General features: G+C 68.5%; 29 protein-coding genes, 1 other RNA gene and 1 pseudogene. 12 read left to right on the top strand and 19 right to left on the bottom strand.

Features of this window, described 5'->3' with window-relative positions:
- Positions 1-8 precede the first annotated feature (8 nt).
- From AC07A6_RS20535 to AC07A6_RS20445, 19 genes are all read right to left on the bottom strand, one after another.
- Positions 9-1652: a hypothetical protein gene (locus AC07A6_RS20535; RefSeq protein ID WP_478777999.1), complete on the bottom strand. Its 1644-nt coding sequence runs from the start codon at positions 1650-1652 to the stop codon at positions 9-11.
- Positions 1652-1906 (bottom strand): hypothetical protein, encoded by a 255-nt coding sequence (locus tag AC07A6_RS20530; protein WP_478777998.1) that lies wholly within the window; start codon positions 1904-1906, stop codon positions 1652-1654. Before AC07A6_RS20530 ends, AC07A6_RS20535 begins: the two co-directional genes overlap by 1 nt.
- Before the next feature lie 47 nt (positions 1907-1953).
- Complete coding sequence (locus AC07A6_RS20525) at positions 1954-3138, bottom strand: siphovirus ReqiPepy6 Gp37-like family protein (RefSeq protein WP_478777997.1); 1185 nt, start codon at positions 3136-3138, stop codon at positions 1954-1956.
- Positions 3139-3165: 27 nt separating this feature from the next.
- The gene (locus AC07A6_RS20520; RefSeq protein ID WP_478777996.1) at positions 3166-4011 is read right to left on the bottom strand and encodes a phage tail family protein; all 846 of its coding nucleotides are present in this window, start codon (positions 4009-4011) and stop codon (positions 3166-3168) included.
- Entirely contained in the window at positions 4012-7998 is a 3987-nt protein-coding gene (locus AC07A6_RS20515) for a phage tail protein (protein ID WP_478777995.1), read from the bottom strand. It abuts the gene before it with no gap.
- 3 nt (positions 7999-8001) lie between these two features.
- A complete protein-coding gene (locus tag AC07A6_RS20510) occupies positions 8002-8310 on the bottom strand; it encodes a hypothetical protein (protein ID WP_478777994.1) in 309 nt (102 codons plus the stop codon).
- Positions 8311-8375: 65 nt separating this feature from the next.
- The gene (locus AC07A6_RS20505) at positions 8376-8714 is read right to left on the bottom strand and encodes a phage tail assembly protein (RefSeq protein WP_478777993.1); all 339 of its coding nucleotides are present in this window, start codon (positions 8712-8714) and stop codon (positions 8376-8378) included.
- Positions 8715-8810: 96 nt separating this feature from the next.
- Complete coding sequence (locus tag AC07A6_RS20500) at positions 8811-9551, bottom strand: phage tail tube protein (RefSeq protein ID WP_478777992.1); 741 nt, start codon at positions 9549-9551, stop codon at positions 8811-8813.
- A gap of 71 nt (positions 9552-9622) precedes the next feature.
- Positions 9623-10120, bottom strand: a complete 498-nt coding sequence (locus tag AC07A6_RS20495; protein WP_478777991.1) for a hypothetical protein — start codon at positions 10118-10120, stop codon at positions 9623-9625.
- On the bottom strand, positions 10120-10503 hold the full coding sequence (locus AC07A6_RS20490) for a DUF5403 family protein (protein ID WP_478777990.1): 384 nt from the start codon (positions 10501-10503) through the stop codon (positions 10120-10122). The genes AC07A6_RS20495 and AC07A6_RS20490 overlap by 1 nt, the downstream gene beginning before the upstream one ends.
- On the bottom strand, positions 10503-10841 hold the full coding sequence (locus AC07A6_RS20485) for a phage head-tail adapter protein (RefSeq protein WP_478777989.1): 339 nt from the start codon (positions 10839-10841) through the stop codon (positions 10503-10505). Before AC07A6_RS20485 ends, AC07A6_RS20490 begins: the two co-directional genes overlap by 1 nt.
- Positions 10835-11290, bottom strand: coding sequence for a hypothetical protein (locus AC07A6_RS20480; protein ID WP_478777988.1), 456 nt, complete (start codon positions 11288-11290; stop codon positions 10835-10837). Before AC07A6_RS20480 ends, AC07A6_RS20485 begins: the two co-directional genes overlap by 7 nt.
- 68 nt (positions 11291-11358) lie before the next feature.
- Positions 11359-12441, bottom strand: a complete 1083-nt coding sequence (locus tag AC07A6_RS20475) for a hypothetical protein (protein WP_478777987.1) — start codon at positions 12439-12441, stop codon at positions 11359-11361.
- 95 nt (positions 12442-12536) lie between these two features.
- Positions 12537-13034 carry a hypothetical protein gene (locus tag AC07A6_RS20470; protein WP_478777986.1) on the bottom strand — a complete coding sequence of 166 codons (498 nt, stop codon included), beginning with the start codon at positions 13032-13034 and terminating at the stop codon, positions 12537-12539.
- 1 nt (position 13035) lies between these two features.
- The gene (locus tag AC07A6_RS20465) at positions 13036-14133 is read right to left on the bottom strand and encodes a VG15 protein (RefSeq protein ID WP_478777985.1); all 1098 of its coding nucleotides are present in this window, start codon (positions 14131-14133) and stop codon (positions 13036-13038) included.
- The gene (locus AC07A6_RS20460) at positions 14130-15554 is read right to left on the bottom strand and encodes a phage portal protein (protein WP_478777984.1); all 1425 of its coding nucleotides are present in this window, start codon (positions 15552-15554) and stop codon (positions 14130-14132) included. Before AC07A6_RS20460 ends, AC07A6_RS20465 begins: the two co-directional genes overlap by 4 nt.
- Positions 15555-15589: 35 nt before the next feature.
- A complete protein-coding gene (locus AC07A6_RS20455; protein ID WP_478777983.1) occupies positions 15590-16591 on the bottom strand; it encodes a terminase in 1002 nt (333 codons plus the stop codon).
- Between the two features lie 37 nt (positions 16592-16628).
- Positions 16629-17243, bottom strand: a complete 615-nt coding sequence (locus tag AC07A6_RS20450) for a hypothetical protein (RefSeq protein WP_478777982.1) — start codon at positions 17241-17243, stop codon at positions 16629-16631.
- 18 nt (positions 17244-17261) lie between these two features.
- Positions 17262-17690, bottom strand: a complete 429-nt coding sequence (locus AC07A6_RS20445; protein ID WP_478777981.1) for a phage terminase small subunit — start codon at positions 17688-17690, stop codon at positions 17262-17264.
- Positions 17691-18466: 776 nt separating this feature from the next.
- On the opposite strand from AC07A6_RS20445, the pseudogene AC07A6_RS20440 reads away from it, so the two are divergent.
- The 12 genes and pseudogenes from AC07A6_RS20440 to AC07A6_RS20385 all read left to right on the top strand — a co-directional run.
- A pseudogene (locus AC07A6_RS20440) lies at positions 18467-18883 on the top strand (Pycsar system effector family protein); the annotation flags it as partial.
- Positions 18884-20196: 1313 nt separating this feature from the next.
- Positions 20197-20529, top strand: a complete 333-nt coding sequence (locus AC07A6_RS20435; protein WP_478777980.1) for a hypothetical protein — start codon at positions 20197-20199, stop codon at positions 20527-20529.
- A gap of 77 nt (positions 20530-20606) precedes the next feature.
- Positions 20607-21416: a hypothetical protein gene (locus tag AC07A6_RS20430; protein WP_478777979.1), complete on the top strand. Its 810-nt coding sequence runs from the start codon at positions 20607-20609 to the stop codon at positions 21414-21416.
- 74 nt (positions 21417-21490) lie between these two features.
- Positions 21491-21808, top strand: a complete 318-nt coding sequence (locus tag AC07A6_RS20425) for a hypothetical protein (protein WP_478777978.1) — start codon at positions 21491-21493, stop codon at positions 21806-21808.
- A 26-nt stretch (positions 21809-21834) separates the two neighbouring features.
- Positions 21835-22266: a hypothetical protein gene (locus AC07A6_RS20420; RefSeq protein ID WP_478777977.1), complete on the top strand. Its 432-nt coding sequence runs from the start codon at positions 21835-21837 to the stop codon at positions 22264-22266.
- Between the two features lie 19 nt (positions 22267-22285).
- Complete coding sequence (locus AC07A6_RS20415) at positions 22286-22606, top strand: hypothetical protein (protein ID WP_478777976.1); 321 nt, start codon at positions 22286-22288, stop codon at positions 22604-22606.
- 69 nt (positions 22607-22675) lie between these two features.
- The gene (locus tag AC07A6_RS20410; RefSeq protein ID WP_478777975.1) at positions 22676-23023 is read left to right on the top strand and encodes a hypothetical protein; all 348 of its coding nucleotides are present in this window, start codon (positions 22676-22678) and stop codon (positions 23021-23023) included.
- Positions 23024-23031: 8 nt separating this feature from the next.
- Positions 23032-23097, top strand: an RNA gene (locus AC07A6_RS20405) — hammerhead ribozyme type II.
- 20 nt (positions 23098-23117) lie between these two features.
- Positions 23118-23312 (top strand): hypothetical protein, encoded by a 195-nt coding sequence (locus AC07A6_RS20400; RefSeq protein ID WP_478777974.1) that lies wholly within the window; start codon positions 23118-23120, stop codon positions 23310-23312.
- A 51-nt stretch (positions 23313-23363) separates the two neighbouring features.
- Positions 23364-23906, top strand: coding sequence for an antirestriction protein ArdA (locus AC07A6_RS20395; protein ID WP_478777973.1), 543 nt, complete (start codon positions 23364-23366; stop codon positions 23904-23906).
- On the top strand, positions 23903-24229 hold the full coding sequence (locus AC07A6_RS20390; protein ID WP_470037963.1) for a hypothetical protein: 327 nt from the start codon (positions 23903-23905) through the stop codon (positions 24227-24229). Before AC07A6_RS20395 ends, AC07A6_RS20390 begins: the two co-directional genes overlap by 4 nt.
- Positions 24229-24519 (top strand): hypothetical protein, encoded by a 291-nt coding sequence (locus AC07A6_RS20385; RefSeq protein WP_478777972.1) that lies wholly within the window; start codon positions 24229-24231, stop codon positions 24517-24519. The genes AC07A6_RS20390 and AC07A6_RS20385 overlap by 1 nt, the downstream gene beginning before the upstream one ends.
- Positions 24520-24576 lie beyond the last annotated feature (57 nt).

The following is a 24576-nucleotide window of genomic DNA, read 5'->3' as shown; positions in this document are numbered from 1 at the left end:
TTCCTCCGTCACGCCACGGCAACCCAGAAGCGGTTAGCGCCGTTGAGCATGGACGAGACGGTGATCGAGGCGGGGGCGGTGGTGCCGCCCGATGCGTAGTAGCCGAAGCGGCGCGTCGTGTTGAGTCCGAAGAAGTTGGGCGGCGCCCCGGCCGACGACTCGCTGGCCAGGAGCATCGGCCCGTCGCCAGCGGTCGTGTTGTACGTCATCCGCCAGGCGACGTAATGGACGCCAGGGGCCAGCGTGACCGCAGAGGCAAGGGGTGAGCTGATGGCCGCTCCGCCGCCCGTGTGGACCTCGGCGGGCTCGTACGTCGCCGTGGACAGGTCCCCGGTCGCCCCGACGCGTGTTCCGGAGGCGTTGTAGATCGCTGCCCAGGACCCGGACGTCAGGCCGCCCGCGTAGCCGGTGGCGTGCCACACGATCCGGCTGACCTGGGTGGACTGCCGCAGGCGGACGGCGGTGACGCGGATGGGGCCCGAGCCCGGGAACAGGCCGGTGCTGTTGGCCAGTGCCGGGTCGAACGCCCAGGCCGCCAACCCGTGGTCCTCCGGCCCCCACTCGTCCGGCAGCAGGTCGGGGACCTGGGCGGCCGGCACGCGGCCGGAGGAGTCGAGGGAAGCGACACCGTTCGCGGTGCCCCGGGTGCTGGCGGCGAGGGCCGCGACGTCGCTGGCTGTCAGGGTGACGGCGGGGCCGTCCTTGCCGTTGACCGAGGTCACCGTTCCTGCCGGTGCGCTGCCGGGGACGATGACCGACCCGTCGCCCTGGCGGATCTTGAGCACGCCGCCCTCGGAGTAGGCGATGACGCCGGTCGAGGTGGTGGTGCTCGTGGTCGGAACGGTGGCCGCGTCCTTGAGCGCGATGACCCCTACGCCTCCGCCGGTATCGGCGTAGGCGTCCCCGATGCGAAGGGACTTATCGACGTACACGTTGGCGGTGGGGAACCGCAGGCTTCCGGTTGCCCGGACCTCCATGAGGTTGGTCGTTTTGTCGGCCGCCTTGACGACCAACGGCATCTCGGACGACCCGGAGGGCAGGGTGATGACCGCCGGGCCAGTGGCCGGCACGGCGTCGAGGTCGGCTGCGGTGAGGGTGACCGCCGAGCCCGCCTTGCCGTTGACGGAGGCAACGCCGCCCGCGTCGCCCTTGGGGCCCTGCGGCCCGGTAGCCCCTGGAGCGCCTTGCGGTCCGCGCAGGTTGCCGACGGGGTTGCCCCAGCCGCTCGCGCCGCGCTGCCAGATGTCCCCGGTGTCCGTGCGCAGGAGCATGTCGCCGGGGCGGGTGTCCGCGCTGGAGGTCGACGCGGTGTTCATGTACCAGGCGGCGCCCCTCACGTCCCCGGACACCTTCGACCAGACGCCCGCGGATTTCGTCCAGTAGGTGACTGTGGTGCTCGTGACGCCGAGGAACGTCGTCGCCGTGGTCTGTATGTAGAAGTCGCCGTCCCGGCCGAGTCCGGTCTCCGGGGCGGCCTGTCCGGTGAAGACCGCGCTGCCCGGGACGCCTGCGGCGCCCGGAGCGCCCGCTTCGCCGCGTGGCCCGGCGGGGCCTGCTGGTCCGGTGTTTCCTGCGGGTCCGGCGGGGCCTGCTGCGCCGGTCGGGCCGACGACGCCCTTGTCTTCCGGGGCGGGCCAGACGGTGAGTCCCATCAGGCCACCTCCACGCCGCTGATGTGAACGAGGGCCGGGGTGGCGTTGCCCTGCACGTCGATCTTGTCGCCCGCAGCGAGTACCTGTCGCACGTCGAGAGCGAGGACGCCGCCCGGCGCGATGCCGACGTTGGACAGGAGCGGGACGCCTCCCAGGCGCACGGTGACGCTGGCGGCGCTGGCGGCCGGGTTGGTGGCGACGATGTTGGTGATGATCGCGACGCCGGACGGCGGCACGGTGTAGACGGTGGTCATGCCGGCCGGAAGTGCGGACCGGTAGAAAGCCTTGGGCGTATTCGCCACTAGAAGACCCCCATGAGGCTCAGGAGTTGTCCGGCAGGGTCAGAGCCGCCCTCGGCGGTGCGCTCCAGCGCGGAGACGCGGCGCTCGGTGCTCTGCGCGTGCCGGGTGGATGCTGCGCGCGGGTTGAAGCCGGTCGGGTCACCGAACAGGGCGCCGACCTGGAAACCCTGGTCACCCGCCTTGAGGACCAGGCCGGTCACGGGGGCGGTGAGTTCCTGGCCGCCCGCGATGACGCAGACACGATCGCCAAGGCCCCAGTCCTTGCCGAACTCCATGGCGCTGTCGGCCACCGGTACGGCCTGGACGGCGGTCCGGGTGAAGCCCTCGTCCGCCAGCAGCTCGTCGCCCGCCTGCTTCAACTCGGCCTTGTCGTCGGTGTTGCGCTGGTCGACGAACCGCTCGATACGGCGGCCCCAGTCCCCCTCGGCCTCTACGGAGGCGGCGTTGTCGACGGGGACGAAGGTGCGGTCGGCCTGCTCGCCCTGGCCCGCCACGATGACGCGGGTCGCGCCAGGCGTGGAGACCGCGACGCGCTGTCCGGCGAGAGTGCCGGCCAGCACGTCGAGCCTGACCTCGCGGGTCCGGTCGGCCACTTGGGTCGTCTCGAAGACGAGCTGCTTGCCGCGCTGCACGATCCGGAAGGCGAGGTCGGCGACGGTCGCGATCCCCGTGAGCAGCTCACCCAGTGTCGGGAAGCGCGCGCTCTTGGACACCACGGGGCCGCGCGCGCCGTTCGGGCCCATGACGAGCCCTGCCCGGCGCCGGGCCGCTGGTGCGGCGGGGCCGCAGTTGGCGTTGACGTATGCGTGCATGAGTGATTCCGCGGGACCGCTGCGCTCGTCGTGGCCGGTCTTCTGGGTGGTGACGTCGGGGTTGGACGGATCGGGCCAGGCGAGCATGTCGAGCAGGATCACCGAGTCCGAGACGCCTTCGAAGACGATGGAGCCGAAGCGGTCCTCTGGGCTGGCCGCGTACTCGGAGGAGGTGACCGGCCCCGACATCAGGACGTCGCCGGGGCCGGTGATGATGAGCCCCGAGCCGGGCAGGCGCAGGGTGTCGGCGAGCGGATGCTCGGAGGGGAGCGTCAGCTTGAACGTGCCGACGTTGTTGAACGTGTCGTCGACGTCGAGGGAGAGATCCTCGGGGCGGATCAGGCCGACGCGAGTCAGGGTGCGGTCGCGCACCTCGACCGTGAGGTCCGTGAGCTTCAGTCAGATCACCATCCATCGGCGCGGACGCCAGGAGCAGACGACGCGGGAGGCCGCGGTGGTGTCGAGGAGGCGGACGGCGGCTGTGGAAACGCCGGGCGGCACGGTCCAGAAGCGCGGCGCGGTGTCGAGCAGCGCGTAGCGGTTCGCCCCCTTGCCGTCCTTGACGGTGCCGGAGCGGGTGTCGACGATCAGCTTCTCTGTGCTCGACAGGGAGCCGGTCCAGCGCAGCGTCTCACCGGTCGGCGAGACGACGGTCAGGTCACGGCCGGGACCGTAGATCTCCCACACGGGATAGGCCGGCACGTCGCCCGTGTTGTCGAGCTGGATCTCGCCGATGGCCTGAGACGCCGCGACGGGCAGGGCAGCGATGCTCGACAAGAACGGATCGGCGCCCGCGTCGCCCCCGACCCGCTGCGTCGAGACGGTGCTCGCCGTGAAGTACGGGTCGGGGGCCCTGAAGCTGATCGTCGTCTGGACGTCGTTGGTGCCCGCGAGGTCGATCTCGCCGCCGCCGGTCCGGTAGACGGGCGTCGACCAGCGCACCCCCGCGTCGTCGACCAGGACGAGCGAGCACTCCTGCGCGACCGCGCGCGCCAGGCGCGAGATCAGGCTGCTCAGGTGTCGGCGGCTGCGGCCGACGATGTCCAGGGGCAGGTCGACGTCGCGGGAAAGGACCCGCTGCCCCCGGAAGCGGGAGCCGTCCCCGGCTCCCTCCAGCCACTGCGCCGAGACGGACGGCAGACCGAACCCGGTGGCCCCGACCGTGGCCTGGTAGCCGTATCCCGTGCTGGCCACCTCGTTGAAGTCGAGCGAGTCGCGCTCGGTTTCCAGTAGGAGTGCAGTCACTCACCACCCCACCATTCGTGCGCGGTGGGCCGCCGCGAACAGCTCCTCCTGGGAGCTGAGCGACGAGCCGCTGGCCGCGTAGTAGTTGAGAACCTTCGTTGTGCCGCCGCTCCCGGCGGCTCCGAGGCCGCCTGCGATGGCGGCAGTGGTCGCTCGTGCGGCGTTCGCGTAGTCCGCAGAGCCGGGCCGCGCGGTGATGGCGTCAACTGCCCTGGCCACGCGGTCCGCTTCGCCTTCGATGCCTTGGGCGAAGCCCTGGCCGACGAAGGAGCCGAGCTTGGCGAAGACGCGGCTCGGGCTGTGGATGCCGAGGCTCTTCTTGATCGCGGCCACCATCGCGTCGGCGATCTTGAGCATCTGCTTCTCGATCGCCTTCTGGTTGGCCTCCAGACCCTTGACGATGCCCTCGGCCACGGCGATGCCGTTGGCGTACATCGCATCCGACGCCGTCTTCCCAGCCTGCTTCGCGTACTTGGCAAGCTCGGCCTGGAGGGCATTGATCTGGTCGATACCGTCCTTGCCGGCCGCCGCGATCGACTCGGCCGCCGCGAGCCCGGCCTCGGGGCCTGCGCTCGCGATCTGGTCGATGGCGGTCTGGCTGAGACCCTTGGACTTGAGGACCGCCAGCGCCTTGGCGAAGCGTTTCGCCTGATCGACCGCCGCCTTGAGGTCGGTGACGATGCCGCCGAAGGAGGAGTCCTTCGACTTGGTCACGTCGCCCGTGGCGATGATCCGGTCAGCGACTCGGCCGGCATAGTCGGCGGCCTCGTCGCGCAGCTTGTCGAGTTTGTCGCGCGCGGCTTCGAGCCGCTTCGAACCGGCGTCCCACGCGGCGGTGAGCGCCAGGAGCTGGGTGCGGTCCCGGTTGACCCGGTCCTTCAGCCCCTTCGAGGCGTTGGACGGGATCTTCGCCGTCAGGTCGGTCAGCGACTTCCTGACGCTGTCGTACTCGGACTCCAGGCCCTTGATCAGGCCCTTGATGATCAGCTTGCCCGCGTCGTACAGCAGGACCGCGTCCTTCTTGGGCGGGCCCTTCCACGAGGTGAGCTTGTCGGTGAGATTGCCGAGGGTCTCCTTGACCCCGCCGAACATCGAGGTGATGCCCTTGATGAAGCCCTTGATCAGGTCCTTGCCCGCGCTCAGCAGCGTGGAGCCGAGGTCGGACAGGGCCGACTTCGCCTTGCTCGGCAGCTCCTTGACGAACTTGATCGACTGCTCGACGCCGTCTTGGATGGCCTGCCAGAGCGCCTTGGCTCCCTCAACTGCCTTGGTCTTGATTGCGTTCCAGGCGTCGATGAAGAACTGCTTGACCGCGTTCCAGCCGGAGGACCAGGTGGAGCGGACGCTGCGCAGTCCGTCGTCGATGTAGCCCTTGATGGCGGTCCAGGCGACGCCGAGGCCGCCGCGGATGGCGTTCCAGATGCCCGTGAAGAAGGTGCGGATTCCGGACCAGCCGAACTCCCAGACGCCCTTGACGAGCGCCATGCCCTTCTTCAGGACGCCGAAGATGCCGACGTTGATGATGACCTTGAAAGCGCCGACGATGATGTCCCAGATCCCGGAGAAGATCTGCTTGACGCCCTCCCAGGCGCGGGACCAGTCGCCGGTGAAGACGCCTGCGAAGACCTCCCAGACGCCCATGATCACGTCGAGGACGCCGGTGATGACGTCCACGATGCCGTCGAGCGCCATCGCCAGCGCGCCGATGATGAAGTCAGCGACGAACTGCAACGCCGGTACGAGGACCGGCATGATGAAGTCGACGACCTGGATCAGCGCCTGGAGGAAGGGCTGAAGGGCCTCCGAGACGCGCTGGAATGCCTCGGTCAGCGGCGGCAGGCACGCGGCGACGATGTACTCGAAGAGCGGGATCAGCGGCGTGATCACCGCCGCGAAGAGCTGCGTCAGCAGCTCCACGACCGGGGTGACGGCCGTGATGATCGCGGAGAAGGCCGTCGCGAGGAGCGGCAGGATCGGGGCCAGGCCCTCGATCAGCGACGCGGCGAGCGGTACAACCGCCGCCAGGATCGTCGTGAACAGCTCGGCGATGGGCGGCAGGATCGCGCTGAGCGCCGAGAACGCCGTGCCAAGCGCCGCTCCGACGACCGGAACGAGCTGAGCGAAGATCGGCGCGAGCTGGCCGATAGCCTCCGTGAGCGCTCCGCCCAGCAGGGCGATGAGCGGGATGACCGCCGGGGCCAGCGCAGTGAAGGCGTTGGCCAGGGGGACGAGCGCGGCGGCGACGAGCGGGCCGAGCATCGTCGCGAAGGCGCCGATGACCTCCAGCAGGGCGCCGAACGCCTGGCCCAGCGGGGCCATGGCGGGGGCGAGCGCGCCAACGGCATTCTGGATGCCGTTGAAGAGCGCGACGACGCCGCTGAAGACCGCAGGCTGCGCGAGCGCGCCCGCGACCGCCGCGAGGGCCTGGCCGATGGTCGCGCCGACCTGCGGCAGGATCGCTGTGAGCAGGTGACCGAAGGTCGTGAAGAACTGCTCGACCGCCGGGCCGGAGACGGTCGCGATCTGCTGCATCGCGGCGTGCGCCGCCGCGAAGACGTTGGTCAACCCCTCCTGGAAACCAGGAGAGTCGACTGTGGTGTGAATCCGCTCCAGGGTGCCGGCCAGCATCCCGAGCGAGGAGCCACCCGCAGCCTCCGCCGCGCGCGAGATACCGGCGAGGATGCCGCCCGTGTGCTGAAGGACGGAGCCGAGATCCTGGAGGGCGTCAATCCCTCCGTCGATCTCCTTCTTGAGGCCGTCCTCGCCCTTCCGCTTGAGGAAGGCGTCGAACCGCTCGCTGATCTGGACGAACCAGTTGGCCAGCGAGGGGAGGTAGCTGGTGCCGACCTTGCCGAGCGTCGCGATGATCGACGCGAAGGTGTCGGTGCCCTGCGTGGCGTTCGCGATGGACTCGGACAGGTCCGAGAACATCTGGTCGAGCGCGGGGGAGAGCGAGGTCCCCAGGTTGGTCGCGAAGCTCCCGAAGAAGCCGCCCAGCTCGGTCGCGGTTTGCGAGACGCCGTCGCGGAAGCGCGGCAGCAGGTCGTCGACGACCGTGCGTATGGGCTCGGCGGCCTTGGCCCAGAAGTTCTCCGAGATCGTGTCCTGGAGGCCGGAGAGGGCCCCCTTGACCTCGGGAAGGACCTTGTTGAAGTCGCGGAACGCCGCGATCGTGACGCCGAGGCCGACGGCCATTCCGCCGAGCAGGCCGGGCAGGAGCAGACCGGCGTAGCCGATCTGCGCCAGGCTAGACGACAGTGCGGCCAGGTTGGAGGCCGCGGTGAGCCCCCAGCCCGCGAGACCGGAGATGGCCAGGCTCAGGGACCCGATGATCGGGACGCTCTTGTCGAGGTCCCGGAGGGTCCGGCCGAGCTTCTCGAACATCGAGTTCAGCACCCGCGCGCCGCTGAGTGCGGCCAGAGCGGCGCCGACCTTGGCAACGGCCGCATTGTCGAGGTCCGGGATGATCGGGACCGTGCGCGGCCGGGTGAGGACCTGAAGGCGGGTGGAGATCGCGAGGCCGGAGCCGTGCGCGAAGTCGGGCTCGACCTTGACCTTCAGCGGGCTGATGTCGTCGGCCCAGTCCTGGAGCTTGCGCTTGACCCGGTCCGCCGACTGCTGGTCGAGTTCCAGCTCGACCTTGCCGGCCGCCTTGAGGTTGTCGACCTTGAACGAGACGCGCTCGCGGTTGGCCCGCTGCTGTAGCTCGCGGGCCGCGTTGCGAACGGCCGTCGCCATGCCGTCGGTGGAGATCGTTGTGTAGAAGCGGATCTTGCGCGCGTCGGACTGCTTGTTCCGCTTGTTGATCTTCCGCAACTCTTCGAGGAAGCCGCGACTCGCGCCGCTCATGTCGATCTTCGTCGACACCTTGAGCGCTTCGAGCTGCTGCTCGATGCGGTCGAGCTTCTTCTCGGCATCCCGCTTGAAGTCGCGGGTGTCGGGGGACACCTTGACGGCGACGCGGCCGATGATCTGGCCCGCTGACAAGGGCTACCTCCGCTGAAAGTGCTGGTAGAGCTGGGCCACGGTCGTGGGCCGCTTGGCCGCCTTCTTGGCCGGTGCCTTCGCCTTGGGGCGAGGGAACAGCGGGATCTTCGGAGCCTTACCCCGCCCCCACTGCCCGGTTGCCCGGGTGTTGGCGTTGATCGCGTCGAAGAGGTCGGCGGCCAGGTGCCTGTCCGCACCCCAGCCGAAGTGCTCCCTGCCGCCCGACGCCAGGGCGACGGTCAAGGAGGTGTCGGGCAGCCTCGCCACGAGGAGGAGGACGAGCGCGGGCGAGGGCCCCCGGCCCGCGATCACATCGGCGAGGTCAACGCCGTAGTAGTGCCGCAGATCGGCGTAGAGGCCCTCGCCGTAGTCGTCGATCAGTCGCGCGAGGCCGAGGCTTCCCCCACCTGCGCGCCCCGGCCGTACCGGTCGAAGATCTCGGCGAGGACGGCGAGGTCGCCGGACACGGCGGTCAGGAGCCGCTCCGCGGCCTTCGGGTGCTCGGCGACCAGGCGGATGGCCTCGGACAGAAGCTCCTCCTGGTCGGCATCGTCGACTCCCATCTGGTCCTGAAGGCCGGAGAGCGCGGTGCGGGACGCCTTCGGCAGGCGCAGCGGGTTGAGCAGGCGAATCGTTTCGTCACCCAGCTCGATGTCGGTCGAGCCGTACTTCGCCTCGGCGGCGGTGCGAATGCTGTCGAGCGTGAAAGAAGCCATGGGGTGCGGACCTCCAGGTGTCAGGGGTGGGGCGGACCGGGGGAAGGCCCGGCGCGAGCGGGTCCGCGCGCTCGCGCCGGGAGAAGGAGAAGGAGGTCAGGCAGCCGTGCCGGCCACCCACTTGGAGCCGTCCCAGAACGCCTTCGAGGAGTCCGCGAGATCGACGTACTGTCCGGTGGACCACTTCGCAGTGGGGGTGGCGATCACGGAGGCGAGAGCCGCGAGGTCCGCCGGGGCCACGGCGCCGGTCGGCGTGAAGGCGCCCGGGGTGCCTGCCGCCGCGCCCGTGGCGACGGTGCCGCCGAGCGGGGTCACCGCGTAGGTCCACGAGTTGCTCCCGTAGACCATGGGCTTCACGGCCAGGGGCAGGCCCGCGAGGGACTCCGTGTCGCCAATGGCCATGTCGTCCGCGCGGTAGATCTCCGCCTTCGGGGCGTAGACCGCGAAGTGCGACTCGCCATCGACGAATACGGCGAGGAAGGCCGACTGCGTCGGCTGCGGGTCGGCCGGCACGCCGACCGAGCCGTCCGGCAGAAGCGGCGCGTTGGCGCCGAAGTAGAGCCGGAGCGCAGCCGTGTCGAACTGGTTCAGGGTGAAGGTGATCGACTCGGTCCGGGCTGAATACTTCGTCCGGAGGCTCTTGTTCTGGAGCGTGCCGATCGTGGTGGCCTCGCCGCCCTCGGAGGTGATTCCGAAGACGTCCTCAAGGGAGGTGTGGCCGACGTTCTGCCAAGGGGAGACCGGCACGAGGAGATCATCGGGCATGGAGGTTCCGACGGGGGCCGTCAGGTAATTGCCATTGCCGACAACCAGAGTTGCGTGGTCGTTGAGCGCCAAGAAGGAATGTCTCCTAATTCGCGCACGCCAGAGGCCCCGCCGGGAAAAGGGCGGGGTGCGTGCGGGTTGGACTAAGGGAGGGGGAAGGGGCGCTGCCGGGGCTTGCGAATCTGAATGTCGAAGACCGACTCGTATCGCCACACGCCTGTGGGCAGATCCGCGTATTGCACGGGCCCGGTCGCGGTGGCCCAGTCGCTCGCCCTGCGCGGTGAGGAGTTCATGTCCACGCGAGTGATGTGGCCCCTGCCGGGGATTACCTCGTGGTTGAGCCACGAGTCACGCAGGACGACGCGCACGGCCTCGGAGAGGATGGCGGCATCAGAATCGCCGTCGGGGTCCTCGGCGAAGCAATTCACCACGACCCGGGCGGCGTCGGTGAATCGGGTGTCGGCCGCCCACTGTCCGAATGTCGGATCACGGCGCACCAGGACGAGCGGGAATTTCTCGTGGCGGTCGATGAGGGACTTGACGCGAACGCCCGGGAGGCCCTTGCGGAGGATTGCTAGCAGAAGGTCTTCAACCGGGGAGAGTTCGGCGAGGGCCTTGATGTGGTCAGGGATACCGGCCACTAGTCGAGCTTCACCTTCCCCTTGCGCTTCTTGGGAAGATTCGAAGCGGTGGCGAGAATGTAGAGGCCGTCCATGGCGGGAAGAACGTCGAGGTACTTCCTGCCATGCGTGTCCTCGCGGACGATGACGGATTCCTCGCGGCCGTATTCGATGCTGAGCGCCGCTTTCTGCCCGCGATCGTCGGAGAGGATCACGTACCTGTTGTTGTCACCCGCCTCGATGTCGATCTCGGCGTGTCCGTCTACGTGATGGTCCGCGAGGATCTCCTCGGCGCGCACCGCGATCTCGAAGGCACGCTTCGTCAACTCGTCCTGCACGCCTTCGTGCACGGCGATGAACTTCCCGATGCCGTGGGCGCCGATCGTCGAATAGACCTCCGCCATCAGGGGCGCTCCCGGATGTCGATGGACCAGTGCCGTGTGCGCCGGGACCCGTGGTGGTAGGCGGGTGGGGACACCACGTCCCACTGGCGACCCGCGTACTCGACGCGGGACCACAGCGAGACGCCCTCCAGGTGGGCATCGACGACCATCCTGGTCACGTTGATCTGCTGCTGGCCCGGCACCTCGGCACGGGCCGAGCGCTGCGGGATGAACGCGGCCCGGACTTCGACGGGGCCCGCGGGGTCGGGCATGGTGACCTGGTTGCCGCGTGAGTCGGTGACCTCGACGGTCCGCCAGACCCGCGCCCGCTGGCCGCGTCTGCGCTGGAGGCTCACCACGGCCCCCGATCGGAGGAGAACATCGGGAACCGGGCCCCGTCGTAGTCGACGGGGACGAGGCCGCCCACGCCGGGGCGGATGGTGGACTCCCAGGAGCTGACGACCACGCTGACCAGACCGGGCCGGGTGCCGGCCAGCCCCTCCAGGAGGCGCTTCTCCTCGGCCGTGAAAAAGACGGTGCCCGCGTCGTGGCCGAGGTCGGACCAGGCGAGGGTCTCGTCCCCGGCCCGGCTCTGGGTGTAGCCGCCGGGATTGCTCATGTAGCGGGCGGCGGCCTTGAGGACGAGGGTCCGTACTAGCTGGGGAACCCGGTCTGCCGGCCAGTCGCGGCCGTAGGCCGCGGCGAGCGCTGAGGCGTCTTCCAGGGCGCCCGCCGCGATGCGCAGCTCGTCTTCGTCCGGCTCCCAGTCGAGACGGCCCCGCAGGTCGTCGAGTGTGGCGTACGCCAAGCTGACTCCTTCGGTCAGGCCCGGCGGCCGTGCGAACCCCTGTTACAGGTTCACACGGCCGTCATGGCTCAGGCGTTGGCCGGGTCGCCCTCGGGGACGCGGCCGGTCGGGGTCCAGACCTTCGCGTCGCTGATACCCGTGATCTTCGCCAGCTCGGAGGCCGCCTCGGGGTAGTCCGACTTGCCGTCGAGCGTCAGCTTGATGCCGCGTACGAAGTGCTGGTCGGTGGAGATGACTTCCTTCTCCTTCGCCGAGTCCCAGCCAACAAGGGTGTCCTCGACCGAGCGAAAGCCCTGGTAGCAGTTCACGATCGAACGGTCCTGGAAGAACTCGCTGTCGTAGTCGCGCAGCCAGCGAAGGGCCAGACCCTCGAAGCTCGTGGTCGCGCCGAAGGGAACGGACTGGGGAACGGACGGCGCCGCCGAAGCGAAGATGAAGCCGCTCTGGGCGAACGCGTAGGCGCTATCCGCCGGAATGGTCTGATCGACAATGAAGCGGAAGCCGTACCGGTTTCCCAGAGTGGCATTCACGAGAGCGGACTCGGCCTGGCTGTCGCCGACGTTCGACGCCAGGTTCAGGTCCGGGTCGGACAGCAGGACGGTCTCGAAGTCGGACCCGACGACCATGTAGCGGTTGCCCTCGGGCACGTTGAACTTGTTGAGCACGCGTCGGGCTTCGATGATCGCCTTACGCATGGCCTTCTCGGTGTTGCCGATGGTCACCGCGTACGGCTGGTCCACCAGGGTCTTCACCGCTCGCCGGGCGAGGCCGCGGGCGATGGCCTTGACCTGGGGTCGCAGGAGCTTGCCCCACTGCGGGATATCGAAGTCGGCCTGCTCGTCGGTGAGCTTGACGCCGTTGTAGACGTTGCCGCCGAAGGTCACCGGGATCGTGCGCTCGGCGTACTCGTCGAAGACGACACGCTGACGGGTGCCCGGAGTCGAGCTGCCGGCCGATCCGGAGCGCCACTCGTAGTCGTGGAAGGGCAGGACGCCTTCAACGGTGACGTTGATCGTGTCGTTCTTGGCGCCCTTGAACTTGTCGACGCCCTCCTTGGTGAAGAGGTTCGGAACGACGAGTTCCTGCTCCAGCATTCCGATGGCCGTAGCGATGAGCTTTTCCGGCTTGACCACCATGTGTTCGGCTGTCACTTAGCCTCCTGGGGCATAGAAATAGCCCCCGGAGACCGGAGGCGTGGAAATGGAAAAAGAGGCAACCTGTTACAGGTTCACAGCCTGGGTATGGGTCAACGGCGGGTGAGCCGCGCGAGCTTGCGCGGGTCCATCTCGCCGTCGTCTGCATCGGCGGGGTTCAGCCCGCCGGAAAGCGCTGGGGTGAGGGGCGGCGCGACGAGCGCCTGGAGCGCCTTGGCGTGAGATTCCAGCTCCTCTGGGGTGTCGCCCTTCAGCGCGTCGGCCAGGATCTCGGGCAGCTCGAACTTCCCCGCGACGCGAGTCACCAGGAGCGAGCGCTCCAGCGCGGCGTTCTGCTGCTTCACCTCGGACAGGGCGGCCTCGAACTCTTCGGGCGACTTGGCCTCGGAGAGCTTCGCCTCGGCGTCGCGCAGCCGGGTGCGGTACCCGGCGGCCTCACCGCGGACCTTCACCAGCTCCTTGCGCGCCCACTCGGGCAGGCTGTCCTCGGCCGACTCCGTGCTGGCTTCCGGTGCGGGAGTCTCCTCCTCGCCCGGCGTGCCGGTCTTCTCGTCGTCCTGAGCGGGCTTGTTGGGGGTGCCTTCGGACACGTCACGCCTCCTGGGCTGTGGTCGTGGTCTGCCGAGCCTCCTGGGCTGCGGCTCGTTGCTTCTGGCGGATGAACCGGCGCCAGACGCTGATCGCGTCTTTGCCGGTGTGCCCCTTGGTGACCTTCGGCCACAGGGCTTCGTACTGCCGTGAGAGCGCGGTGAGTTCGCTGGACTGGTACTGGTCCCGGGACCAGACCGGCATGGCGTAACAGGCGCAGTTGTCGTGGTACTTGTCGCCGTCGTTGAACGTGGCGGACTGGCGGCTCTTGTAGACCGGCCCTCGGCTGATGAGCATGGCGCACCAGCCGCATGGGGTACCTGACCTGGATAGACGCACGTAGCCGAGCGCCCGGCCGTCCTTGCGCATGTGGCGCCACGTGCTCGACCGTCCGCCGTTCATGGCGACGCGGCTGGCTGCGGCGGCCTGCCGGGCTCCGGCCTGCCGGTGCGCGTGCGCGCGGGCAGCGTCAGCGTCCTTCGCGGGCTGCTCGTCGTCGACCTCGGCCAGACGCCGGTTCAGGTTCTGAGTGCCAAGGGCGTCAAGCGCGGAACGGAGTTCCTCCTCGGCCTCACGCTCGGCCCGCTCTTCCTCTTCACGCAGCCCGTCGAGTTCCTCGACGGTGATCTGCTCCCAGTCGTCGTCATCGTCGTCGGAGCGGGGCCGGTCGTCTTCGTTCTCGGACTGCTCGTCGGGCGGGCCGGAGGAGGCTTCCCCGGGCTCGCCGGTCGCGGCCTCCTCCGCCCGCGAGGCCGAGGGGCGGTACGTGCCGGCCAGGGCCCCGAACTCCCGGCGAAGATCCCCGAGCGTGATGTGCTCGGGCTCCGGGTGGTAGGGGTCGGCGACGGTCGTCCCGGTCTGGAGGGCTCGGGTCAGCCGGTAGTACGCGCGGGCCAGGTCGCGGGCCTGGCGCCGTCGGCTCATCACCATCGTGATGGCCTTGCGGAGCCAGCCGCCCGCTGTGGCTGCGCGGAGATCGGCCGGCACGTCCGCCCACAGCGACAGGGCCTCGGCCGTGGTCTGCGCGCCGATCTCCACGAGGGCCGCGTGGAAGGCCGCGGACGCCTTGTCCGTCTCGGACTGCCGGGCGGGGCGGCTCATGCGGCCACCTGCTGAACGTCGGTCTGCTGCTCGGGAGTTGCCCGGGTGAGGGCGCCTGCGAGCTGGGCAACAGAGTCGTCGTCCTCGCGCATCTGCTCCCAGTCCTCAAGCTCGGTCTGGGTGACGCCGGGAACCCTGCGCCACAGTCCGCGCTCGGGAATGCCGAGCTGGGTGCGCAGCTTGCCGAGGGCGTCTGCGGCCTGGCCCAGGCTGCGCGACTCCATGTCGCGCCAGACAACCTCGCCCTTGTAGTCCTCGGCGGCCGACGCGTTGCCGGACAGTTCGGCCGCGAGTCTGAAGACCCTCTCCCAGGACTCGCCGAAGCTCGTACGAAACTCGGCGATCTTCCTGCTCAGGGCCACCTCGGCGGCCTGGAGGGCCTCCGCGGACAGGTTGGCGATCTGCCCAAGCAGGTGATGCGGCGGCACCTGCGCGAGGGCGCTCAGGTGGCGGATACTCATGTCGATCGAGTCGATGAAGCCCTGCAAAGGGGTTTCGTCCAGCGAGCCGAAGCGAACGTCTGGGTCCTCGGCGAACAAAAATCGCCTGCTGTTGTGGTTGATCCGGAGCGGGATCGGGTTGCCGTCCGCGTCGAGGACGGGCTCGCCGGTCTCGGGGTTGCGCTGGACCGGCGGGGCCATGCCGGTGACCGTCCGCACCTTCGTGCTGCCGTAGCTCTGCGCCAGCAGGAGATCGAAAACGGTCTGGTTGATGCGGTCTTGGAGGGCGATCATCGGCTCGATGACACCCAGGGTCCGACCTTCCAGGTCGACGTAGGCGGAGAACCGGGTAACCGGGCACTCCGCGGCTCCGTGCGGGCGCCGGGCCTGTACGCGGATCGACTTCTCGTCGTTCAGCGCGAGGAAGGTGACGGCGTACTCGCGTCGGGCATCCCACAGCCGGGCTTCGCCCGGCTGCTCACCCTGCGGCCAGGCCGTCACCGTGAGGGCCGCCGCCGGGGTGTCGTCGTTGGCCGCGTCCTCGAACAGCGCCGCTGTCTTGAGGGCCGACAGGCCCCGCGTGACGATCTCCCCGGCCTGGTTCCGCTCCGTCACGGTGAAGCTGTGCCCGTAGGCCAGGGCACCCCGGTAGATGGCGGCCTGGCGTGCGTCGAGCCGGGATGCCTGCCAGTGCTCCCACTCGGGGGTCGTCGAGTCGGGGCCGTCGGCCTCGCCCGACCCGCCGCCCTGGCGGTGACCGTCCACGTAGAGGGCCTGTGCGGGCGTGCCGACGAGCAAGGGCATCCAGTTCGAGACCGCACGCCGGGCCAGCAGGCGGTATTCGTCGTCAGCCTGGGGCGGCATGTACGGGTCCGCGTGCCGGCCGTGAAGGTAGGCGTCGATGTGACGCAGCCGATCGCCGTCCCGGTGCAGGATGCCCAGGAGCTGTCGCGCGAGCGGCAGGGGGGAAGGGCTGGCCATGGATCACCGCCCTTTGTTACAGGTTGATAGATGGGTCAGAGGAAGTAGCCGCGTCCCGTGCGCCTACGCGTCCGCTTGCCCCGGGCCCGAAGGTCCACGAGGGCCTCGTGCGCCAACATGAGCGCCGCGTACGCGTCCACCTTGCGCGGGGACTCCCTGCTCTCCTTGCCGAAGGAGAGCCCGAAGTTGTTGCTCCTACGCCTCGCGTTGAGCACGTGGCGGCGCAGGCGCCGGTCGCCGTCGTGGAGGATCTTCCGGTCAAGCACCGATCGCACGAGGCGCTCGTGCGCCATGGTCGACGCCTTCAGGCTGGTCCGCATGTCCCAGCCGATCGCGTCCTTACCCGGGGCCTTCACGGTCAGGCCCTCGCCGTACTGCGCGCTCCACTCGGAGATGTAGCTCTCCCAGAGGGCGACGTCGGCGTACATGCCCTGCACGTTGAAGGTGCTGAACGCCTCGTGGACCGCCGAGTCGACCTGGGCGCGGGGGACTTCCCAGTCCTTGCCGGCCGGGCCGTCGGGCTTCTCCCACAGACCCAGGACGCTGGCGTAGCCGTCGCTCACGCGGAGGGCTGCCAGGCAGGTGCTGTCGTCGCGGAGGCCGCCGTCGAAGCCGAGCACGATCTCGTGGCCGGGCTGGAGAACAAGGGTGTCGTCCCGCAGGACGTCCCAGTCGGCGGGGGAGTACACCGCGTCCTCGGACGCGACGATCTGGTTCAGCCACATTCGACGGCTGCGACTCGGCGCGATCGTCGTATCGAGAATTGACTGAAGGATAGTCTCCACCCGCAGCCAAATGGCGTCGCCGCGAATCTTGGGGAGGACAATCCGAATTGCTTCCGGCGTCAGCGGAGTCGCGGGGTGCGCCTCGATGCTGTCGTACATGAAACCGATGTCGGCCGCTCGGCCTTCGAGGATCTTCTCGAAAGCCTCACGCATCCGCTCGGCCACGCTGTCTTCACCGGGCAAATACGCATTGGTGATCGCGAGGTAGCGCGAATCCTTTTTCGTCGCATTACCGTCGATGGTGGCGTACATCTTGTCGCCATTATTGCCTTCGACCCAGTGATGCGTTTCATTGAGAACGACAAACGTGGACCGTTAAAGAACGCGCCCCTTCCAGGGCGCGATAACTACTTGTCACCGCCTCAAGGCGCTGTCGGCCACCGTTTGCGCGGATTAGTTCGGCCCCGGCTTTGATGCCGTACGTCTCAATGAGCTTGTCGCTCATGAGACCCGGCATCACCGTCATCGTATTGCGCGTCTGATCGCGCGAGACCGCAGCGATCTGCACCCAAGCCTGGGGATGGGGGATTCCGACCGGCTGTCCGGCCTCCCAATGCGAGAAGCGGGAAGGGCCGACGAATTCGACGAGCGAGACGACGGCCAACAGCGGGTCCTTGCCCCACCCCTTGAGCCTCTGCAAGACGCCCTTGCGGTAGATGAAGCGGCCGTTGCTGTCGACGGCGTACCACCAGAGGACCCAGCGGAGCTGCTCGCGCGTGAAGCGCCAGGGCCCGCCGTCCTCGGCCTTCAGGTACTCCGCGCACCAGCCCGCAATCTGCCACCCGAGCGTGTGCTCGGGGAGCTTCCACGCCCCGTCCGGTCCTCGCAGCCATGTGGGCCCGAGGAAGCTCGGTTCGAGGGCGTCGATCTCCTCCTCGGTGAGCTGCGGGGGAGCCTTCACCATGGGGCTCACCTCCCGGAGCTACTCGGCGAGTCCGAGATCCTTCTTGTAGTCGGCGATGGCGAGCACGGCCGCGGATTGTTCCTCCGGCTCGGGCTCGTGCAGCTCGATGCGCACACGGCGCCGGTCGCCTTCGGTCACGAGGAGCCGCTCAAAGGCGCTGTAGATGGTCTGGAGCATCTGGCCGCTGCGCTTGCCGGCCTGCTTGTAGTGGGACAGGTCTTCGCAGAGCGAGAAGGCCATGGCCCAGTCGCTGGCCTGGTAGTAGTCCGCCTGACCGGATTCCTTCAGGGAGTCCCAGAGGCGTTTGGCGATGGGGTGCCAGCTTCGGTCGCCGTTGGGGACCTTCGTGGGGCGCGCGATTCCGCGGGTGACCGCCTGGACATCGCCGCCCTTGCGCTCACGCGGGCGGGCGAGGTCGGACTCCCGTGCCGGCACGGGACCGGGCATGTGCTCACCTCCTAGCCGACCAGGCCGGGGTGAGCCTCCGTCCGCCGGAACCTGTTCTTCATGCGCCGTCGCCTGGCGGCTTGGGCCGCCGCACCCTCGCGCGATGATTTGACCTGGTGATGAAAACCGCAGAGCGCTCGAAGGTTGATCTCTCGATGGTCATCACCAGGAAGAATGTGGTCGATATCTGTTGCCGTCTCCGGGCAGCGATCTCCGTACTGATTTCGCGCCGTGCAGCGATATCCGTCTCGCCGAAGTACCCTCTTGCGAATTTGAGACCAGTTCGGCGGTAGCTCTGATCGCCGGGCGGAGCCCTTCCAATTAGGAATTAGTGACTCCAGCCTGCGAAGTACGTACATACGTACTTCGTCTTCATCAGGCGAGCCCCGACAGGGGCTCAAGCCTTGCGACTTACGTACTTACACTTATGAGTCGCTAAAAGATCTTGATTTCGGAAACGAGTAGACACGTGATCGTGCTCACACTTACGTGAAGCGGCGGCGGCGAAGAGCAGTAGCGCCCGAAGGGCGCTCAGAGGGAAGACGGAAAGGCCGCCCGGAGGGCGGCGCAGGACGAAGACGCCTTACGTACGTGCGCTCGCGCGGTACCGTGGCGGCGAAGCCGCCGCGCCAGCCAAGGAGAGCCGTGGGGGTTGGCTGAACTTCGTGGCGCAATGCGTACCGTTTCGGTCTGACGAGGCTGTGGGTAGCTTGCGGCCATGACGAGCGACGAGCGCCCCTCGGTGCGCAGCGAGGGGCGAACGGCTCGCCCAGGCCCACGCGGAAGTGATGGCCGAGATAGCCCGCACCGACGGCAAGGCGTCCGCCTTGCTCACGGCACTCGGGATTCCGCTGGCCGTCCTCGTGGCCGTCCTGCCCGGCCGGGAGCTTCCGGCATCCGGCAGCGTCCTTGCCGGCGTCGCGGTGGCAGGCATGGTCGCTGCGATGTTGGCCACCCTGCGTGTCCTGCAACCGCACTTCGGCAACGCGACCCAGGGGTCCTTCCTGCACTGGGCGAGCTGCACGCCGGACGAAGTGCTGGCCGACCTCGCCGTGGACCGCCGCAAGGCGCAGCTCGTCGTCCGCTCGCAGATCGCTCGCCGGAAGTTCGCCATGCTCCGGGTCGCCATCCACATCACCGCGGCTTCCGTGGTCGTGCTCGCGCTCGCCCTTCTCGTCGGCCTGGCCGCTTAGGTGTCATTTCTGTGCAGTGCCGGCGGAGGCGCGATGGGACGCCATTACGGGCGTTGACCTGCGGATATGGCAAGGCTTGACGCGGGTCGCGAGGTGCCTCGTCGACCCTGGAACCGTGGCAGAATCCGAGCTGCTATGACAGGGCGGTCCGCGCGCGTGCGCACCGGGGATCATCCCCCACCCCCACCGGCCGCCGCTGCACACGCGTACGCGCGCGACGCGCGGAGCTGAGGAACGCGCGCACCTTCCGCCCTTGGGCTGCCTCGGAGCGGCTGAGAACGCGCCCTAAATGGCCTCTGACCTGCACGATTGGACATGCTGTGAACCTGTGACTAATGTTCTCGGTGTCGCAACGACGCAGGCCGCAAGGCAGGTGAGGGGCGACCGGCAAGGCGAAGTCACAGGTTGACACTCGCCGGGCCGCCCGCCTAGAGTGGGGCTCACCGCAAGGCCAACGAGAACGGGGCTCACGAGAGCCGCCGCCGTAGACCAGCGGGAATCGCCCACCACGGGCACTCGGTTCGACAGCAGGTGTTAACCTGTGACAGGATCGAATCGCCGGGCCACACGGCCCAGCACACCAACGTTGCAAGGACGCTCGATCCGGCCCCTGTCCCGCAAGCGGGATGCCGGATGTCGCAGCCGGGTCTCTCCGGTGTGGATCGAGCGCAAGAGCGGAAGGCCGTCTCCGGATGGTCCAGGCTCGCTGACCCTTCGGGGTCTGAGGAATCATCGCCCGGCCAAGGGGCGTGAAAGGTCTAGCAGGGTGACCCTGCGCGGTACGGACTGGAAGCGTTCTGGACTGTTCGGGTACGAGGTTCGGGTACAGACGACTGAGTGAACGCAACTGCCGTACCGGCTGGGGAGTATCCACCCTGGCGCAACGGGAGCGCTCTAACCGGCTGAACCCATGCTGACCTGCGGAGGGCACCCGAAGCAGGTTTGGTGTGGGGTCGGGGACGGGTGTGAGGTAGGGGCCTGATTGGTCGCCCAGGGCTCACCGTCCATCGGACGGCCGGAAACGGACCGAACGGGAGGGAAACCACCCGGAAGGAACGTGACCGGCATGATGACGGACGGTGAGGCGGGCGCTTGAGTGAGCGTCCGTCCCGTCAAGCGAAATCACTCGATCTGTTCTACCGGCCAGCGCAAGCGGCCGGGGTCGCTCACCGCAAGGTGGGTGGCCGCGAAGCCCCCCACAGGGTCAAACCTCTGGGGGGTACGGACTCCCCCCGCCTTCGGGCGGGGGTGAGTCGGGCTCCTGCCCATTCTCATACCGTACCTGTTAACCTGTAACTGAAAGGTGAGGTCACATGGCCGTCTCCCTGATCAAGGACAACCCGCTCGCCTACTCCGGCCGCTCCCTCCTGGAGATCGCCATGGAGTCGTCCGCCAACCTGAGCGAGCGCACCTTCCAGCTCGGTCGCGAACTCGACGAGACCCGCCGCGACCTGGACGCCGCCACCTTCGTGGCCGAGCTGTTCCATGAGGCGGGGCGTCAGCTCGCACTCGACCTGGAGATGGCGGATCTCACGATCGAGCTGCTCCGCGAGTCCCTCGACGAGACGCGTCGGCTCCGCGACGAACGCGAGCGTGTCCTGCGCGACGAGCTGGCGCACTACAAGGCCCTCGCCGACGCCCGCTGACGCCCTAGACGCTGACCCGTGACCGGCCTGCCCTTCGCGAACGAGGGGCGGCCCGTCCATACCGAGAACGAGGACGCATGTCGCCCTACAGGCTCGACCCGGCGTCGGACGAGGCGCTGGCGCGGTACGCCGCGAAACTCGAAGACGACCACGCGGCCTGGCCCACCTGGCGCACCGGCACCTACGCCCACGATGACGTCCCCACACACGTGGAGATGTTCGTCTGGCACGACGACCGTGGAGGCTGGGTCGGAGACAAGTCGAACTTCGAGGTCGCCCGCGACCTGATCCGCTCGGCGGCCGATGCCGGGCGGGAGGACACCGAGGTGTCCGACGAGCAGGTCTACGAATGCGGGGGAGGCTCCTCAGCCTGGGACGTCGCCCAGCTCTTCATCCAGGTCTACGAAGGCGGCTGCCCCGAAGACTGCCTCGGCACGCACACGCCGGAATGCCGGCCAGGGTGTGACCCGTACGCCGACCTCTGCCACGGCCAGGAGTGCGAGGGGGACTGCCACGGCACCCGTGCGTACACCCCGGCCTTCCGCGAGGCCGTCGCGCTGGCCGAGTACGTCAAGCACGACCACCCGTTCCTCAACGAGGACGACTACTACGAGCAGCGGACCGAGCAGTTCGAGAAGAACCTCGCCGAAGCGCTCGACGACATCAGGCTGAGCTACCCGTACGACACCGACGCCGATCACAAGGGCATCGTCGAACACGCCTCCGACGCCCTGTGGGAGCTGTCGCACTGGGACCCCGACGGCCTCGTGGACTGGAACGGCGCGGGTGAAGCGTACGTCCATGGCCGCACCAAGCACTTCCTTGAACTCGGGCGCGAGGTCATGCGCAACGAGATCCCCGGTCAGCTCGCCATCACCGCGGCCTGACCCCCCTGAGCCGCCGCCCCTCCCTGTGCCTCCCCTCCCGGGGAGGGGTGGCTTCTACCTGAAGACGAGGACATATGCGCACCATCGCCCGCCCCTACGAAGTACGCGTCTGGAACGAGGCCGCCGACCTTCTCGGCCTGTGGGAGATCGAGCGGATCAAGCGGGGGCGGTACGTCGTCACCTACGACCACCGTGAGGAGACCCCCTTCGCCAGCGAGGAGGACGCGCTGTCCTTCGCCCGCTTCGGCGCCGAGGCCCTCGTGGAGACCTCGCGCCGGGACTGCCCGTGCGAAGACGACCCCGAGTGCGGGGTGTGGGAGCCCCACGGGATCTCGGTCCAGGAGGTCGAAGGAGACCTCGCGCTGATCACCCCGCCTCTCCTCTGCCTGTAGACATCCATCACCAGGAGCAGCACACCATGAACGCCTTCAAGCGCCTCGCCCCTGCCTTCACGGCCGTCAAGTCCATGGTCAGCCGCATGCCGGCCGTCTGGGGACGACTGCGCCCCGTCGTCAACCCGTGGGCAGTCCTGCGTGCCGAGCGGTGGGCAGCAGTCGAGTGCATGACCTTGGCCGCGGAGATCGTCACGCTCTCCGAGGCGACGCTGAACGACTACCGCCTGGCCGCCGGTGACCTCGCCAACCTCTTCGACGACGGGATGCTGGCCTCCCATGTCGCCGAGCGGTTCACCTGTGACGAGATCGAAGGGATCGCCGCGTTCTTCCGGGCCGTCGACTACCCGACTATCGCTGACCTCTGGCTGGAGTGCCACGCCGAAGGCGATGACGATGAGGACGACCTCCACTACAAGGCCCCCGAGCACTCCGGCGAGCTGACCCTCGCGGCCTAGACGAGACGGAGTCGACCCCGTGAAGACCTGCGACTTCTGCACCATGCCTACTGCCCGCTGGCTCTACATCCCCCAAGCCCGTGCGCTCGCAGCGCTGATGACCGATGACGGCGTGGTGGTCCCGCTCCCCAACGACGGCCGCTGGCGAGCCTGCGACCTGCGCTCCGACCTCGTCGACACCAACGACATGGAGCGCCTGCTGACCCGCGCCCTCACCACCATGCGCATCCTCGGCGTGGACCTGCCGGACGACGGCCCCGACCTTGAGTTCATGGCCATGGTCGTTATGACCAACTTCGCCACCGTGCTGGCCGGTGAGCCCACCAAGCAACCCCTGTGACCTTTCAGTGAACCTGTAACAAGGTTGCCCCCTGTCCGAAGCGGGGGGCAACCGGAACCCGGAGACACCATGACCACGCCCAGCACCACCGAAGCCGAGAAGGCTGCCCGCGAAGTCGTCGACCGCCTCGTCCGCGAGGGGCAGATGCGCCGCTCGGAAGGGACCAGGCTCCTGCGCGACGGTCTGCCGATCATCCTCCAGGGCTTCGCCGTCGCTCGGCTCAGGGGCAAGCCCGAGGACGACATCACCGCGGACCTGGAGGAAGAGCGCGCCAAGGCCGAGGAGCGTCACGCCTCCGCTCGAACCACCACGGCCCGCCGCGCCGCGCTCCTGAGCCTGACCACGGCCCAGTTCGCCATCGCCGCGTGGGAGGGCGTGCAGCGCGACCTCGCGCGCCACCTCGCCGCCACTTCCTGACGACGCAAAGGCGAAACCTCCGAAGGGAGGTCGGCGGGAGGTGGTCCCTCCCCCCCTGACGATGCCAGCCCGCATCGCGCACCCAGGAGTGTCTATGAACAACTCTTTCGCCGCCCTCATCAGGGGCGTCGCCGCAATCTCTGTCGCCAACGCCGGGTGGGTCCTGGCCGAGACCGACCCGAACACGTGGGAGTTCGCCGGGTCGGCCATCGCCGCCCTCGTCGCCCTGGAGGCGCTCGGCGAGCTTCAGAACCGTCGGGTGCTCCAGCGCCAGGCCGCCCAGAACTGACCGCACGCCGCCGGGCTGGGCGACCGGCCCGGCGGCCCCGTGAGGAGCAACATGCCCACCCTGTCCAACACCGTTCGGCCGACCGTCTGGATCGGCTGTCTGGCCTGCTACAACGCGGGCCGCCTCGTCGGTGAGTGGTACGACGCCGACACCGCAGACCTCGTCACCCCGGAAGACCTGCACGGCCGGCCGACCCTCCACGAGGAACTCTGGGTCATGGACCACGACGACTTCTGCGGCGCCCTTGAGGGGGAGTGCTCACCCTCCGAGGCCGCCGAGATCGCCGAGGCGCTAAGCGAGCTGACCTTCGATGAGGCCGCCGCGTTCTCCGTTTGGGTGCGCGAGTGGGGCGAGCCCGACGATCGCGCGGACTGGGTGGACCGCTTCCGCAGCGAGTACCGCGGATTCCACCAGAGCGAAGGCCACTTCGCCCAGGACTGGGCTGAGGACACCTGCCAGCCCGAGGACCAGGCCCGAATGACCGCCTGGCCGTTCAACGCCATCGACTGGGACCACGCCGCAGCCGAGCTGTTCAGCGGCGGCTTTCACTCCGAGGAAGTCTTCGGCGGCGTCCACGTCTTCTGCCCCCGATGAATGCCGAACCCTGCGTCGAGTGCGGCCTCGTGCCCGAACTCCTCGACGAAGACCTGACCTGCGCTTTCTGCCGTATCGGCCTGTACCTGAAGGACGCCCTGATGAAGATGACCGTGAAGTTCCCCGTCGAGACCATCACCCACGGGGAGATCGAGATCGACCTCGACGTACCGGAGGAGTTCCTCGACGAGGACGGCGAACTCTTCGACGAGGACGGCCTCCGTGACTGGCTCAACGACAACGAGAACGAGTGGTACGAGCTGGTCCCTCCCTTCGAGGAGATCCAGTCGAAGGAAGTCATCGAGATCGCCAACGCGTACTGATGACGACGAACATCCCGCTGAACGACCGGATCAAGCACCTCGTTACCGAGCTGGACGAGGCCGTCGCCACCATGCGTCAAGAGCCCGACGAGGGCGACAGCCCCTGGTCCTGGGACGACGAACACGCGGCAGGGCTGAACCTCGCCGACGCCGCCGAGGCCCTGATCCTCGCGCTCCCCGCCGATCTCTGGCCGCCGTCCTGGTTCAAGGACGAGCCCCAGCAGGTCCACGCGCTCACCCCCGAGGACAACCGCCTCGTCGACGAGCTGCTCGAACAGCTCGGTTCCTGATCACCCCACCACGTTGACGGCGCCCGCCTCCGTGCGGGCGCCGTCCGAAGGATGCCC

The sequence above is a fragment of the Streptomyces sp. NPDC044002 genome (assembly GCF_056434525.1).
Note: the sequence above shows the minus strand (reverse complement) of the source record. Positions and strands in the feature narration are given on the sequence as shown.